Source organism: Streptomyces sp. CA-243310, assembly GCF_050936775.1.
Classification (GTDB): domain Bacteria; phylum Actinomycetota; class Actinomycetes; order Streptomycetales; family Streptomycetaceae; genus Streptomyces.
The window spans coordinates 3,107,818-3,122,127 of sequence record NZ_JBNJMF010000001.1 but is presented as its reverse complement, the minus strand read 5'-3'; the positions used below and the strand labels follow the sequence as shown (position 1 = coordinate 3,122,127).

The 14,310-nt window shown below is 73.3% G+C and carries 11 protein-coding genes; 9 read left to right on the top strand and 2 right to left on the bottom strand.

Features of this window, described 5'->3' with window-relative positions; genetic code table 11:
* Positions 1-18: 18 nt before the first annotated feature.
* The 7 genes from ACQEVM_RS13945 (at position 19) to ACQEVM_RS13915 (ending at position 10,435) form a co-directional block, all read left to right on the top strand.
* Positions 19-1,563: a SagB family peptide dehydrogenase gene (locus ACQEVM_RS13945; RefSeq protein ID WP_433078455.1), complete on the top strand. Its 1,545-nt coding sequence runs from the start codon at positions 19-21 to the stop codon at positions 1,561-1,563.
* Positions 1,564-1,618: 55 nt separating this feature from the next.
* Positions 1,619-4,432, top strand: coding sequence for a lantibiotic dehydratase (locus tag ACQEVM_RS13940; RefSeq protein ID WP_433078453.1), 2,814 nt, complete (start codon positions 1,619-1,621; stop codon positions 4,430-4,432).
* A complete protein-coding gene (locus tag ACQEVM_RS13935) occupies positions 4,420-5,481 on the top strand; it encodes a lantibiotic dehydratase C-terminal domain-containing protein (protein ID WP_433078451.1) in 1,062 nt (353 codons plus the stop codon). Before ACQEVM_RS13940 ends, ACQEVM_RS13935 begins: the two co-directional genes overlap by 13 nt.
* Positions 5,482-5,507: 26 nt before the next feature.
* Positions 5,508-6,602 carry a peptidase M50 gene (locus ACQEVM_RS13930; RefSeq protein ID WP_433079995.1) on the top strand — a complete coding sequence of 365 codons (1,095 nt, stop codon included), beginning with the start codon at positions 5,508-5,510 and terminating at the stop codon, positions 6,600-6,602.
* 118 nt (positions 6,603-6,720) lie between these two features.
* Positions 6,721-7,668 carry an ABC transporter ATP-binding protein gene (locus ACQEVM_RS13925; protein WP_433078449.1) on the top strand — a complete coding sequence of 316 codons (948 nt, stop codon included), beginning with the start codon at positions 6,721-6,723 and terminating at the stop codon, positions 7,666-7,668.
* Positions 7,665-8,420, top strand: coding sequence for an ABC transporter permease (locus ACQEVM_RS13920; protein WP_433078447.1), 756 nt, complete (start codon positions 7,665-7,667; stop codon positions 8,418-8,420). Before ACQEVM_RS13925 ends, ACQEVM_RS13920 begins: the two co-directional genes overlap by 4 nt.
* Positions 8,417-10,435, top strand: coding sequence for a TOMM precursor leader peptide-binding protein (locus ACQEVM_RS13915; protein WP_433078445.1), 2,019 nt, complete (start codon positions 8,417-8,419; stop codon positions 10,433-10,435). Before ACQEVM_RS13920 ends, ACQEVM_RS13915 begins: the two co-directional genes overlap by 4 nt.
* A gap of 93 nt (positions 10,436-10,528) precedes the next feature.
* Here the strand turns inward: ACQEVM_RS13915 and ACQEVM_RS13910 are convergent, their stop codons facing one another.
* Positions 10,529-10,702, bottom strand: a complete 174-nt coding sequence (locus ACQEVM_RS13910; RefSeq protein WP_007268044.1) for a thiazolylpeptide-type bacteriocin — start codon at positions 10,700-10,702, stop codon at positions 10,529-10,531.
* A 194-nt stretch (positions 10,703-10,896) separates the two neighbouring features.
* Between ACQEVM_RS13910 and ACQEVM_RS13905 the strand changes: the two genes are divergently transcribed.
* Both ACQEVM_RS13905 and ACQEVM_RS13900 read left to right on the top strand, forming a co-directional pair.
* A complete protein-coding gene (locus ACQEVM_RS13905) occupies positions 10,897-12,156 on the top strand; it encodes an amidohydrolase (RefSeq protein ID WP_433078441.1) in 1,260 nt (419 codons plus the stop codon).
* A 136-nt stretch (positions 12,157-12,292) separates the two neighbouring features.
* On the top strand, positions 12,293-12,784 hold the full coding sequence (locus ACQEVM_RS13900; protein WP_433078439.1) for a hypothetical protein: 492 nt from the start codon (positions 12,293-12,295) through the stop codon (positions 12,782-12,784).
* Positions 12,785-12,843: 59 nt separating this feature from the next.
* On the opposite strand, the gene ACQEVM_RS13895 is transcribed toward ACQEVM_RS13900, so the two are convergent.
* Complete coding sequence (locus tag ACQEVM_RS13895) at positions 12,844-14,205, bottom strand: FAD-dependent oxidoreductase (RefSeq protein WP_433078437.1); 1,362 nt, start codon at positions 14,203-14,205, stop codon at positions 12,844-12,846.
* Positions 14,206-14,310 lie beyond the last annotated feature (105 nt).

The following is a 14,310-nucleotide window of genomic DNA, read 5'->3' as shown; positions in this document are numbered from 1 at the left end:
ACGACCGCAGGAGGACGTGTGGGCTTCGCCCATGACTATGCCGACGCCATCATGCACCGGGGCAGGGTGCCGATGGAGCCCGTCGACTTCGTACCCGACTGGGCGGACCGCCCGCGCGACGCGAAGTTCTACCCGGGCGCCGAGACCCTGCCGCTTCCCGAGCCGGAACCCGGCGCCGGGGACGGTGTGTTCACCTTGCCGCTGCTGTCCGGGATGCTGCGGGACTCGTACGGTCTGACCGGCCGACGCCTGGGCGTGCAGGCCAACACCGACCTGGCGGCGCTCCCGCACTACACGCACGCCAACTGGTCGCGGGGCACTGCGTCCGGGGGCGGCCTGTACCCGGTCGGCGTGTACTGGGTGGCGGGCTCGGGCGGGCCGCTCGTGCCCGGGGTGTACCACTACGCGCCGCACCAGCACGGACTGCGGCGGCTGTTGAGCGGTGAGGTGGGCGCGGAGGTCCGCGGCGCGCTGGGAGCGGGCCTCCCGGACTCCGGCCAGTACCTCGTCCTGAGCGTCAAGTACTGGCAGAACGCCTTCAAGTACAACAACTTCTCCTTCCACGCCGTGAGCATGGACGTGGGCACCGTGCTCCAGACCTGGCGGCTGTGGGCCCGGGAGCGCGGTCTGCGGATCGCGCCGGTCCTCTGGTTCGACGAGGAACGGCTGGCCCGGCTGCTCGGTGTGGTCCCGCGGGAGGAGGGGATCTTCGCGGTCGTGCCGCTGGAGTGGGAGGGCACGGCGCCGGCGCTGCCGCCGTCCGCTCCGGTCGCCCCGGCTCCCGCCGTACGCCACCGGGACGCGGAGCGTTCGCGTACCGTCCTGACCTTCGAGACCGCCGGCCGGATCCACGCCGCCACCCTCGGGCGCGCCGAGGACCGGCCCGGGCCCGGGGCGCTCGACGCCGCCGCCGCGGGTCCGCCGGCCGGCGGCGCCCCGGTGCCGCTGCCGCCGGCGGCGCCCCCGGTCAGGGAGGTCACCGCGGCGTTGCGGGCCCGGCGCAGCAGCTTCGGCCGGTTCGACGCGTCCCGGGCGGTGGCCGCCGATCGGTTGGCCGCCGTGCTGGCCGACTGCGCCGCCGCCACCGTGGGCAGCGACGCGGAAGGGCCGGACGGGCCGCGGCTCACGGCGCTGTACGTCTTCGTCAATCACGTGGAGGGCGTCGAGCCGGGCGCGTACGCCTACGATCCGGACGGTCACGCCCTGCGGCTGGTGGTTCCCGGGCCTCCCGGGCCGTTCCTCCAGCGCAACTACTTCCTCTCCAACTACAACCTGGAGCAGGCGGGCGCCGTCCTGGTGCCGACCGTGCGGACCGCCGCGGTGCTCGACGCCGTGGGAGACCGCGGGTACCGGCTCGTCGGGGCCACCGTCGGCGCGGTCGCCCAGACCTTCTACACCGCCGCCGCCGCGCACGACCTGGGGGCGGGGGTGGCCCTCGGCTTCGACAACATCTCGTACGCCGAGGAGTTGGGGCTGACGGGGACCGACGAGGCCGCTCTGCTGATCATGCTGCTCGGTCACGAGCGGTCCCGGCCCGCCGACTTCCGGCATGAGATCGCCTGAGCCGCACCGCGGCGCACTCCTTCGGCGCAACGACGAGAGAACCAGGACGTTCAGGATGAACACCACCACCGATTGGCACGCGGGCGACCGCTTCATGCTGCGCGTGGCCGGGCTGCCCCTGACCTCGGTCGACGGGCTGCGCGGCACGGACACCCCGCGCTGGGCCGCCGATGTGCTGAGCGCCGAGGACGTGGTCCGCGCGGACGCGGAACTCCTCGGTGACCTGCTGCACCGGGCGGTCGGCGCGACCGACCCCGCGCCGGGCGGGCCGGGCGCGGCCCTGCGCCGGGAACTGCTCAGGCTGCGGCGCCTGGTCCACAACGGGCGGGCGCCCGCCGACCCGGACGCGGCCGTGCGGATGGTCGCCGGGCTGGACGGGGACATGGGGCACCGACTGGCCGGCTGGCTGGAGCGGCGCGCGGCACTGGAGAAGCTGCGGGGCGACGGGGAGGCGTTGCTCGCCGCCGATCTGCGGCGCGGTCGTGACGCGCTGCGTCGGCTGCTCGCCGACGAGCGGGTGCGGCACGGGCTGTTGTTGGCCTCGCCGGTGCTGGAGGCGCAGCTCGACGCGTACGCGGCGGCGACCTCGGACGGCCGCGAGCCGGGGGGTCGCATGCGCAAGGTCGAGCGGTCGGCGCTGTCGTACGTGTACCGAACCGCCTGCAAGACCAGCCCGTTCAGCACCTTCACCGCGGTGGCGACCGGCCGGTTCCGGGCCGGCGCGGGCACCGAGGGCATCCGCGCCGAGGACCGGTGGAGCAGTCGCGTACGGCTGAACGTCGTGGTGCTCGCCCGGCTCGCCGAGCTGATCCTCGCCGACCCGGTGCGCCGCCTCGACCTGCCGCTGCGGCCGGCCTCCGGCTGGGGGCGCGAGGACGAGCGGATCCGGTACGTCCGCCGCTCGGTCACGCCCGGGGACGACACCGCGGCGGTCACCTTCGACGCCGTCCGCGACCGGCTGTTCTTCCTGCGGCGCAGCGGCACCCTGGACCGGCTGCTCGCCCTGTTCGCGGACCGGCCCGAGCTGCGCCGGCGCGAACTCGCCGACTGGTTGGCGGTGGAGCACGGCGCGGCGCCCGCCGAGTGCGAGGCGTACGTGTCGGCGCTGATCGAGCTCGGGATGGTCCGGGTGCCGTGCCTGGACACCGAGGTCCACGACGGCGATCCGCTCCCCGCCTTCCGGCGGTCGCTGGCCGCCCTGGAGCGACCGTGGGCCGACGATCTCGCCGCGCTCCTGGACGGGCCGGCGCGGGCGCTGGAGCGCTACCCGGTCGCCGGACCGGCGGAACGGGCCGCCCTGCTGCGGACGCTGCGCGGCGATCTGGGAGCGGTGGCAAGGGAGTTGGGGGCCCCACCGGACACGGCGCTGCCGCAGACCCTGCTGTACGAGGACGTCAGCGCGGGCCGTGACCTGTCGTGCCCGGCACCCGACTGGACGTGGGACGGGGGCGCGCTGCGCTCCGTCGAGCGGATCCTTCCCGCCTTCGACCTCACGCTGGCCCAGCGCATCACCTTCGAGGGGTTCTTCACCGCCCGCTACGGTGCGGGCGGTCGTTGCGAGGACCTGTTGGGTCTGGTCCACGACTTCCACGAGGACTTCTTCGACCAGTACCTGTCGTTCACGGCCCGGCGCACCCCGTTCGACGCGCACGGGGAGTACGTGCCCGAGGAGAACTGGTTGGGTCTGTCGGGACTCCGGGCGCTGGACGCGGCGCGGAGGGCGTTCGTGACGCGGATGCGGGCGCGCTGGTCGGCCCACGAGGAGACCGGCGGGGCCGGGCTGCGGCTCACCGAGGGAGACGTGGCGGCCGTCGCCGTCGAACTGGAGGGTGTGGCAACCGGGTTCGCACCGCGCTGCCACCACCTTCAGTTCGCCCGGGACCCCGCCACGGGTGACCGGATGACCGTGCTCAACCGCTCGTACGGCGGTCTGTCGTTCCCCTTCAGCCGGTTCACGCACGTGTACGAGGAGGGGCCGGGCGGACGCCCGGACCTCGCCGGGGAACTGCGCGGGACGGCCTCGCGGGTGACTCCCGTGGGCGCGGTGTTCGCGGAGGTGACCGGCGGGCCGGTGACGACCAACCTGAATCTGCACGGACCGCTGACGGACTACGAGATCGTCTGCCCGGGAGAGAGCGGGACCCTGCCCGAGGACCGTCGGCTGGACCTCGGCGACCTGTACGCCGAGCACGATCCGGGGACGGGGCGGGTGGCCCTGCGTTCACACCGGTTGGGGTGCGAGGTGATCCCCGTCTACCTGGGCTACCTGGTCCCGCTGGCCCTTCCCGCGATCCCGCGCACCCTGCTGCTGCTGTCCCCGTCGTCGATGTCGCCGTTGGACGTGTGGGCGGGCGTGCCGGAGGGTCCGGCGCGCGACGGGGTGACCTCGCGTCCCCGGGTCGTCCACGGGGACCTGGTGCTCGGTCGGCGCTCGTGGAGCACGACGGCGGGTGAGCTGCCGGTGTCGGGGGCCCGGGAGGCCGCGCACTTCGTGGAGTGGCAGCGCTGGCGCCGGACGCACGGACTGCCCGAGCGGGTGTTCGCGACGGTGTCGGCGGGGCCGTCGGCGCTCGGTGCGAAACCTCAGTACGTCGACTTCGCGTCGTTGCTCTCCCTCTCCGTCTTCGAATCGCTGTTGCGGGAGCCGGGGCACCGGGTCGTCTTCCGCGAGATGCTGCCCGACCCCGACGGGCTGCACACGTACACCTCGGCGGGCGCCCACGTGGCGGAGCTGGCCGTGGAGACCTTCACCGCCCCGAGCCCCCCGAGCCCCTCGAACCTCCCGGGTCCCCCGGGTCCCTCGCAGTACTCGAAGTCGCCCCTTTCCCCCGACCGACGCCCGGAAGGCGGTTCCCGATGTCAGAGCTGAGCGAGACGCGCGGTGCGTGGCAGGCGGTGCACGTCTTCTATGCCGCCAACCCGCAGCCGTTGCTGGTGCGGTGCGTGCGTCCGTTGATCGCCTCGCTGACCGAGGACGGGCTGCTCGCCGGCCACTTCTTCATCAACTACTGGCTGGAGGGCCCGCACGTGCGGTTGCGCCTGCGGCCCGTGACCCCGCAGGCCGCCCCGGAGGTGCGGCGCCGCACCGAGGAGGCCGTCGCCGCCTTCCTCAAGTCCCGGCCGGCGCTGTACGAGGTGGACTCGGGCTTCCTCAACGAGTTCTACAACACGCTCTTCGACATCGAGTTCCCCGAGGGCGACCGCGCCGGCTTCATGGGGCCGGACGGCCGGATGAACCTGCGGCCCAACAACTCCTACGCGTACGAGCCGTACGAGCCCGAGTTCGGGAAGTACGGCGGCCCGGCCGGGGTCGAGCTGGCCGAATGGCACTTCGCGCACTCCAGCGATCTCGTCATGGACGCGCTGGGCACGATGAACCTGCACCTGCGGACCGTGCTGTTGGGCACGTCGGCGCAGCTGATGATGGTGATGGCCGGGGTCTTCCTGCCCGATCGGGAGGAACTCGGCGGCTACCTGGACCGCTACTACGAGTTCTGGCACCGTGCCTTCCCGGGGACCGGCTTCATCGGATCGGCCGAATACGACCGTACGTACGGGCAAAGCGCTCCGGGGATCGCCCGCAGGTTCGCCGCCGTCCGCGAGGCGCTCGGGTCCGGGGAGACGGGACGGCTGCCCGCGTTCCTGGCCGGGTGGGCCGAGCACTGCCGGGAGCTGCGCGAGCGGGCGGAGGCGCTGGCGGCCTCCGGGGAGCTGGTGTTCCGTTCCTGGGACGGGACCCGGGACGAGCGGGTGACGGATCCGGCGGTGGCGCTGCCGCTGCTGCTCTCCCCGTACATGCACATGACCAACAATCGGCTGCACGTGACGATCCGGGACGAGGCCTACCTCGCCCATCTGCTGGGTCGGGTGCTGCGGGAGGGCGTGGACAGCGGGGCCGCCGAGGCGGCCCGGCCGTGACCGCCTCCTCCCCCGCGCCCTCCGGGATGTTGGCGCACCGGCCCGCGCTGCGACCCGGGGTCCTGCTGTCGCCGCCGTTGCTCAACGGCCCGGCGACCGTCCACCTGGTCAAGGACCCCGTGTCCGGTGCCTCGTTCGAGATCGGGCCCAAGGAGTTCTTCCTCGTCTCGCGGCTCGACGGGCGGCGCAGCCTCGCGGAGATCGGTGAGGCCTACGCCCGGACCTTCGGGCGCAGGCTCGGCGAACGGAACTGGCAGCAGTTGCTGGGCCTCCTCGGTACGCGGCGGCTGCTCGCCGGCGGACCGCCGCCCGAGCCGGCGGCCGGCCCGGGGCCGCAACGCACCGGGACCCTGCTGCGGGGCACGCTGCGGCTGGTCTCCGACGCGGACGCCACGACCGCCCGACTGCACCGCTTCCTGCGGCCCGTGTCGCGTCCGGCGGTGCTGGTCGCGCTGTTGCTGTGCTGTCTCGCCATGGAAGGGGTGCTCGCCGTGTCGGCGGGCCGGCTCGTGGGCGACCTGTGGTGGTTGCTCTCGCGTCCCGTACCGCTGCTGGCCGTGGCCACGCTCATGTGGCTCAGCACCGCCCTGCACGAGTTCGCGCACGGGGTGGCCGCCCGTCACGTCGGCGGGAGCGTCGGCGAGATCGGGCTGCGGTGGCGGCTGCCCGCCGCCCTCATGTACTGCACCGTCGACAACTACCGCTACCTGCGCCGTCGTCGCCACCAACTGGCCGTCGCCGGGGCGGGGGCCTTCGCCAACCTGCTGTTCCTGCTGCCCTTCCTCGGCTGGTGGGCCGCCCGGCCGGTCGGCGACCCCACCGGCCGGGTGCTCGGGGCGCTGTTGCTGCTCGGCAGTGTCCAGGCCCTGGTCAACCTCCTTCCGCTGCCGCCGCTCGACGGCTACACCATGCTCGGTCACGGCCTGCGGGTGACCCGGTTGGCTCCGGCCTCCTCGGCGTACCTGCGGCTGCGGTTGCGCGACCGGACCGCCGCGGCCGCGTACCCCGTGCGGGCGCGCCGGATCTACCTCGCGTACGGCATCGGTTCGGCCGTTCTCGTGCTGCTGCTCCTCTGCGCCGCGGCGGCCGTCTGTTGGTACGCCGTGGCCACCACGACCTGACCCCGACCCGACCCCGACCCCTTGTCCGCAACCGTCCCCGATACCCGTCCGTCCCGAATTCGCTCCTCGCACGATCCGCACCGATTCCGATCCCGACACCGAGGGAACCGCACATCCCATGACAACTGACAGCAACCGGCCGGCCGACGAGTCCGCCGTCACCATCGAGGACGTCCGCAAGCGCTACGGCGACCGGCATGCGGTCGACGGGATATCCCTCGACGTGCGCCGCGGCGAGTTCTTCGGCCTGCTCGGCCCCAACGGCGCGGGCAAGACCACCCTCATCGAGATCATGGAAGGACTGCGCCAGGCCGACTCGGGCACCGTCCGGGTCCTCGGTCACAGCCCCTGGCCGCGCAACACCGCGCTGCTGCCCCGCATCGGCGTACAGACCCAGGCGTCGGCCTTCTTCGTACGACAGACCGCCCTCGAACACCTCTCCACCGTGGCGGGTCTCTACCGCCGCGACCGGGCCGCCGCCGCCCGCACGTTGGAGACGGTCGCGCTGACCGAACAGGGCGGGGTGTTGGTCGAGAACCTCTCCGGGGGTCAGCGCCAGCGCCTGGCCATCGCCTCGGCCCTGGTCCACGACCCCGAGTTGATCTTCCTGGACGAACCGACCGCCGCTCTCGACCCGCAGGCCCGCCGTGACCTGTGGGAGGTGCTGCGCACCCTCAAGAGCGAGGGCCGCACCATCGTCTACACCACCCACCACCTGGACGAGGCGGAGGCCCTGTGCGACCGGGTGGCGATCCTGGTCGGCGGCAAGGTGGCCGCCCTGGACTCGCCGCACCGGCTCGTCACGGCGGCCGGGGCGCCGGCCCGACTGCTGTTGCCCGTCGGCAGGATCGGCGTCGAGGAGGCCTCGGCGCTGCCCGGGGTGGACCGGGCCGACCTCCAGGGCGGCTCGCTGGTCCTGGAGACCGCCGTGCCCGGCAAGGTCCTCCAGGCCCTCGACGGGCTCACCGGGCTCGACGGGGTGATGACCCGGACGGCCACCCTGGAGGACGTCTACCTCGAACTGACCGGCGCAGCACACCACCACCCGACGGAGTCCCAGGCATGAGCGCGTACACGGCCCTGACCGCAGCCGGCTACCGGGCGCAGGTCCGGGACAAGGCCACCCTCTTCTTCACCTTCGCCTTCCCCCTGCTCTTCCTGGTCGTCTTCGGGCTGATCTTCAGCGGGCAGGACGTCGAGGAGAGCGGACGCCCCTACATCTCGTACATCGCGCCCGGCGTGATGTCCTGGGGCGTCGCCAACGCCGCGGTGTTCGGCATCGCCTTCACCCTCATGCAGTGGCGGCGCGACGACCTGCTGCGGCTGATCCGGCTGACGCCGACCCCGCTGACCACGGTGCTCGGCTCGCGGTACGTACTGGCGCTGGTCGTCGGCGTGGTGCAGGCCGCGGTGTTCGTGGCGGTGGCGATGCTGCCCGGCTTCGGGCTGGAGCTGGACGGGCGCTGGCCGTTGGTGCTGCCCGCGCTGGTGCTGGGCATCACCGCCTTCATGGCGATCGGGGTGATCGTGGGCACCTACGCGAACACGCCCGAGGCGGTCGCGGCCATCGCCAACTGCATGATGGTGCCGATGGCCTTCCTGTCCGGCTCGTTCCTGCCGCTGGACATGATGCCGTCCTGGCTCAGGTCGGTCTCCCGGGTGTTGCCCTTGCGGTACCTCAACGACGCCGCGACCGGTTCGCTGACGGGGTCGGGCTCGCTCGCCACGATCGGTGTCGGGTGTGCGGCGCTGGCCGGCTTCGCCCTCCTGTTCGGGGCCATCGGCCTGAAGACCTTCCGGTGGAGCAACCAGGCATGACCGGGACCCTCGCGGACGCGACGCCCCCGCAGTCGAAGGGCCGGTCGAAGGGCCGGGGGTCGACGGGCCCGGGACCAGGGGCGCCGCCGTCGCCGGCGCCCTCGGCCCCCGACGGGGCTCCGCTGGAGCGGGCCCGCCGGGAACTGGCCGGGGCCCTCGCCGGGCTCGGTGCGACGGTGGTCACCCTCGGCGTCCACGATGCCCTCGGACCGCGCGCCGCCGACCCCTTCGCCGGGGTCCGGCCGGCCGCCACGGTGCACCTGACCGCGCGGGACGTCCTGGTGGGCCCCTGGGGCGGCGACGGTACGGCCCCCGCCTGCGGGCAGTGCCTGGCGATGCGGCGGCAGCGGTTGCGCAGCCGCAGCGAGCGGGACGCGTTGGAGACCGGCGTCGCACCGCCGGTCCCGGCGGCCCGGGAGCGACCCTGGCTGACGGCGTTCGCGCGGGACGCCGTCCACGCCCTGCACCGCGCGGTGTTCGGCGGCGAGGTCGCCGCGGCCGGACCGTCGGCGGCCGACCGGGCGCTGCCCCGGGTGTCCCGGTTGGACCTGGAGACGCTGGCGGTCACCCAGCATCCGCTGGCCGCCGACCCGCTGTGTCCGGACTGCGGGCCGCGCGGGACCGACTCGCCCCGGCCGTTCGTCGCGCGGTCGCGGCCCACACCCCACCCGGGTGCGCAACGGCTGCGCGCTGCCTCCTCGTACCCGCTGCCGCGGGAGGCGCTGGCCAATCCGGTCACGGGGGTGCTGGGCGGGGGCACCTGGATCAACGTCACCTCGCCCACCACCGCGCCGGTCGCCGGCAGCGTGTTCATGCGCGGTTACGCCGGTCTGACGGACGTCACCTGGAGCGGCCAGGCCAACAGTTTCGAGGGGAGCCGCGACCTCGCGTTCCTGGAAGGGCTGGAGCGGTACGCGGGGACCCACCGCAGGACGGGGAGCTCCCTGCTGATCGCCTCCTACGCGGAACTGGGCGATCGGGCCCTGGATCCGGCGCGGTGCGGTTTCTACGCGCCCGCCACCTACCGGGACGACCCGCTGGTCTCCCCGTTCGATCCGCGGCGCCCCATCCCCTGGGTGTACGGGCACGCGCTCGGTGCGGACCGGCCCGTGCTGGTGCCGGCCCGGCTGGTGCACTACAGCGCGGGGGTGGAGGCCGACAACTTCGTCTTCGAGTGCTCCAACGGCTGTGCCATCGGCAGTTGTGTGGAGGAGGCGCTGCTGGGTGCGTTGCTGGAGCTGATCGAGCGCGATGCCTTCCTGCTGGCCTGGTACGGGGGCCTGCGGCTGCCGGAGATCGACCTGGCGACGGTACCGGGCGCCGCGGTCCGCATGATGGTGGATCGGGCGGCTCTCCAGGGCTACGACGTGCACGCCTTCGACAACCGGATCGACATGGCGGTCCCGGTGGTGACCGCCCTGGCGGTGCGTCGCGACGGCGGGCCCGGCCTGTTCTCCTTCGGCGCGGGCGCGGCGCTGGAACCGGCGGCGGCGGTGGAGGCCGCCTTGTCGGAGGTGCTCACCTACATCCCGCATCTGCCCGGGCAGGTGGCGGAGCGGCTGGGCGAACTGCGTTCCATGGCCGCGGACTTCGATCGGGTGCGGCACCTGAAGGACCACGCGCAGTTGTACGGACTGCCCGAGATGGCCCCGCACGTGGGGACCTATCTGGACCCGCCGGCCGTTCGTCCCCTGGCGGATCTCGACCCGTCCGCGGGGCGGGACGGGCGACCCGTGTCGCAGGACCTTCGCGATGATCTCCGTTGGGTGGTGGCGGAGTTGGCGCGCACCGGGCACGAGGTGATCGTGGTCGACCAGACGACGCCGGAACAACTGCGGGCGGGACTGGCCACGGTGTGCGCGATCGTGCCGGGGCTGTTGCCGATCGATTTCGGCTGGTCGCGACAGCGGGCCCCGTACATGACCCGGTTGAGGACGGCTGCCCGGCGGGCGGGACTGCGCGGGACGGACCTGACGGACGCCGACGTCCGGATGGTGCCGCACCCGTTCCCCTGACGCCCCGGATTCCCTGCGCCCCCCTGGCGCCCCGGCGACGAACGACGCCCCGGCCCCCGCGCGTGCGGGGGCCGGGGCGTTCCCGCGCTCGGGTCAGGCGCTGCAGGAGGTGGTGCTGGTCGTCGAGGAACAGGTCGACGTGGAACTGCAGCTCGTGGAGCCGGCGAGCACGACCTCGCTGGCGTCCGAGTAGTCGGAGATCTCGAAGGTCTCGGACTCCAGCTCCAGGATCTCGTCGGCGAGCGAGGCGAGGGGGGACTTCTCCATGGTGACTCCTTCGGTCGAGTGCGGTGGTCGTGGCGCCGTTGCCGTGGTGCCTTGCGGTGGTGCCTTGCCGTGGTGCCCTTCCATCAGAACCGGTCGCGCCGTCACCTCACCCGGCCTCCCGCTGTCACCTCTCTGACAGGAAGTGTCAGCGCCCTGTCTCCCCGGATCCGACCGGATCGGCCGATCATGGGGGAATGACCCGTGCCGCCGTCCTCGCCGGACTTCCCGATCTGCTCAGGCCGTTGACCGTGTTCCACCTCGATCTGCACCGGCATCCCGAGCTGTCGGGCGAGGAGCGGCGCACGGCCGGGCGGTTCGCGGACCGCCTGGAGGCCGCCGGCTACCGGACCGCGCGCGGGATCGGCGGGCACGGCGTGGCCGGGGTGCTGCGGCGCGGTGAGGGGCCTGTGGTGTTGCTGCGCGCGGAGTTGGACGCGCTGCCGGTGCGGGAGACCACCGGGCTGGCGTACGCGAGCGAGGGCGAGGTGGCGCACGCCTGTGGGCACGACCTCCACCTGGCCGCGGCGGCCGGGGCGGCCGAACTGCTGGCCCGCGCCGACGCGGGGGCCTGGGGCGGGACGCTGGTGGTCGTCGGGCAGCCCGCCGAGGAGACCCTGGAGGGAGCGCGGGCGATGCTCGTCGACGGGCTGTACGAGCGCGTCGGTGTGCCGGACGTGGCACTGGCCCAGCACGCGGCCCCGCTGCCGGCGGGGATGGTGGCGCACGGCTACGGGCCGATGACGGCCGGGAGCGTCACGTTCCGGGTCGTGGTGCACGGTCGGGGCGGGCACGCCGGCGCCCCGCACCTGACGGTGGATCCGGTGGTGACGGCCGCGCACGTCGTCACCCGGCTCCAGACGGTGGTGGCTCGTGAGGCCGCCCCCTCCGAACAGGTCGCCGTCACCGTCGGATCGCTGCGGGCGGGCGAACGGGCCAACATCGTGCCGGACCGGGCCGAGCTGGGGATCACGGTGCGGGCGGCGGGGGACGCCGCCCTGGCCCGGGCGGCCGGAGCGGTGGAGCGGATCGTGCGCGCCGAGTGCGCGGCGTCGGGGTGCCCCCGGGACCCGGAGATCGAGCGGGTGTCGACCTCGCCCGTCACCCATCCCGACCCGGCGACGACCGCCGCGGTACGCGGGGTCCACGCGGCGGAGTTCGGGGCGGAGCGGGTGGCGATGTGGCCGCCGACCCTGGCCACGGAGGACTTCGGGCTGTTCGGCGACGCCGGCCGGGAGTGGCACGGGGCGTCGGGGGTCCGGCTCGCCTATTGGATGTTCGGGGTGGTGGGGCCCGGCGCCTGGGCCGCGGCGCCGGGCGCGGACGCGGCGTCCAAGTTGGCCGCGCTGCCGGCGAACCACGCGCCGGACTTCGCGCCGGACGTGCGCACGGCGCTGCCGGCGGGGGTGCGGGCGCTGACCGCGGCGACCCTGTCCTGCCTCGGATCACCCGCGTAGCGCCCGGTCCGCCAGTTGTGTCCACTTTCCGGCCATTTCGCTGGAATGAAGAACCACCCCGGGGCCCGTGACGTCGATCAGGGCAGTGCCGGGGATCCCGTCGGCACGCACCGGACCACGGGGAAAGGCACCATCGATGTCCAAGCACGTGAGCAGGCGCACCGCCATCGCGATCACCGCCACGGCCGCAGCCGCCGTGGCCACTCTCTCCCTCGCCTTCGTCACCACGGCGACCGCGGACGGGGCCGCCCCGCGCGCCGGGCGGGCCGCCGCCGCGCTGCCGTCGGTGTCGGGCAGCCCGGAGGGCGCGTTCACCCGTATCGCGGACTTCTACGGTTCGTACGTCGACGCGGTCTACGACCACGACGGCAGGACGGCCGACCAGCTGCGTTCCTTCTACCTCTCCGCACCCCTCCAGGCGGACCTGAAGAAGTGGGAGGAGACCAACCACGCGAACGGGGTGCTGCGAGCCCAGAACGTGCCGACGCGGTGGAAGGTCGACTCCACCGGCAGCGGCGCGGGCAAGACCAACGCCACGGTGACCCTCACCTGGGGCGGCGGGGACACCACGCGGATCCACGTCCAGGCCGACCTGAAGACGAAGAAGATCACGTCCATCACGGACTGATCCGTCGCCGCGACGCGCGAGGGGGGCCCACCGGCGGTGGGCCCCCCTCGCGCGTTCGGTTACGCGCCGCTCGCGTCGAGCATCTCGTCACGCTCGACGATCTTCACGCGCTCGCGGCCCTGCGGCTCGCCCAGCGCCTTCTCGGCGGCGTCCAGGCGGTACCAGCCCTCCCACGTCGTGAAGCGGACCTGCCGCTCGACGAGGAAGGCCTCGACGGCCTCCGGCGCGGGCGTGGCCGGGGTGAGCAGGCGGCCCCCGGCGTGGTCGGCAAGGAGGTTCGCGACGGTCTCGTTCGCGTCGCCCTTGGTGTGGCCGATGAGGCCGACCGGGCCGCGGCGGATCCAGCCGGTGACGTACGTGGACGCGAGGTGCTCGCCGGCCTCGATCACCCGGCCGCCCTCGTCCGGGACGGTGCCGGACTCGACGTCCCAGGGAAGCTTGGGCAGCTCGTCCGAGAGGTAGCCGACGGCGCGGTAGACGGACTGGACGTCCCAGTCGGTGAAGGCGCCGGTGCCCTTGACGTTGCCGGTGCCGTCGAGCTCGGTGCGCTCGGTGCGCAGGCCCACGACCTTGCCGTCTTCGCCGAGCACCTCGACGGGCGACTCGAAGAAGTGCAGGAAGAGCTTGTGCGGGCGCTCGCCGATGTCGCGGATCGCCCAGTTCTCCAGGGTCTTGGCGACCATGTCCGCCTGCTTGTTGGAGCGGCGGGTGGCGATCGAGCCCTCGTCGTAGTCGATGTCCTCGGGGTTGACGATGACCTCGATGGTCGGCGAGTGGTCGAGCTCGCGCAGCTCCATCGGGCTGAACTTGGCCTGCGCCGGACCGCGACGGCCGAAGACGTGCACCTCCAGCGCCTTGTTCGCCTTGAGGCCCTCGTACACGTTGGCGGGGATCTCGGTCGGGAGCAGTTCGTCGCCGGTCTTGGCGAGGACGCGCGCCACGTCGAGGGCGACGTTGCCGACGCCGAGGACGGCGACCTTCTCCGCCTCCAGCGGCCAGGTGCGCGGGACGTCCGGGTGACCGTCGTACCAGGACACGAAGTCGGCGGCGCCGTAGGAACCGTCGAGGTCGACGCCGGGGATGCGCAGGTCGCGGTCCGCGGTGGCGCCCGTGGAGAAGACGACGGCGTCGTAGAACGCGTGCAGCTCGTCGAGGGAGATGTCGTTCGGGTAGTCGACGTTGCCGAAGAGGCGGACCTGCGGCTTGTCGAGCACCTGGTGCAGGGCGGTGATGATGCCCTTGATGCGGGGGTGGTCGGGGGCGACCCCGTACCGGATCAGCCCGAAGGGCGCGGGCATCCGCTCGAAGAGGTCGATGGACACGCCCGGCTCGGCGGCTGCCTCGGACTTCAGCAGCGCGTCTGCCGCGTAGATGCCGGCGGGGCCGGCGCCGACGATTGCTACCCGCAGAGGGCGAGGCATGAGTGGGTTCCCTTCGACCGAAAATCAGACTGATCAAAGGAACCCTAAACTAAGGCCACCCTAACCCGGCACCCGCCCCCTGGTTATGACCCCATAAACAGACCT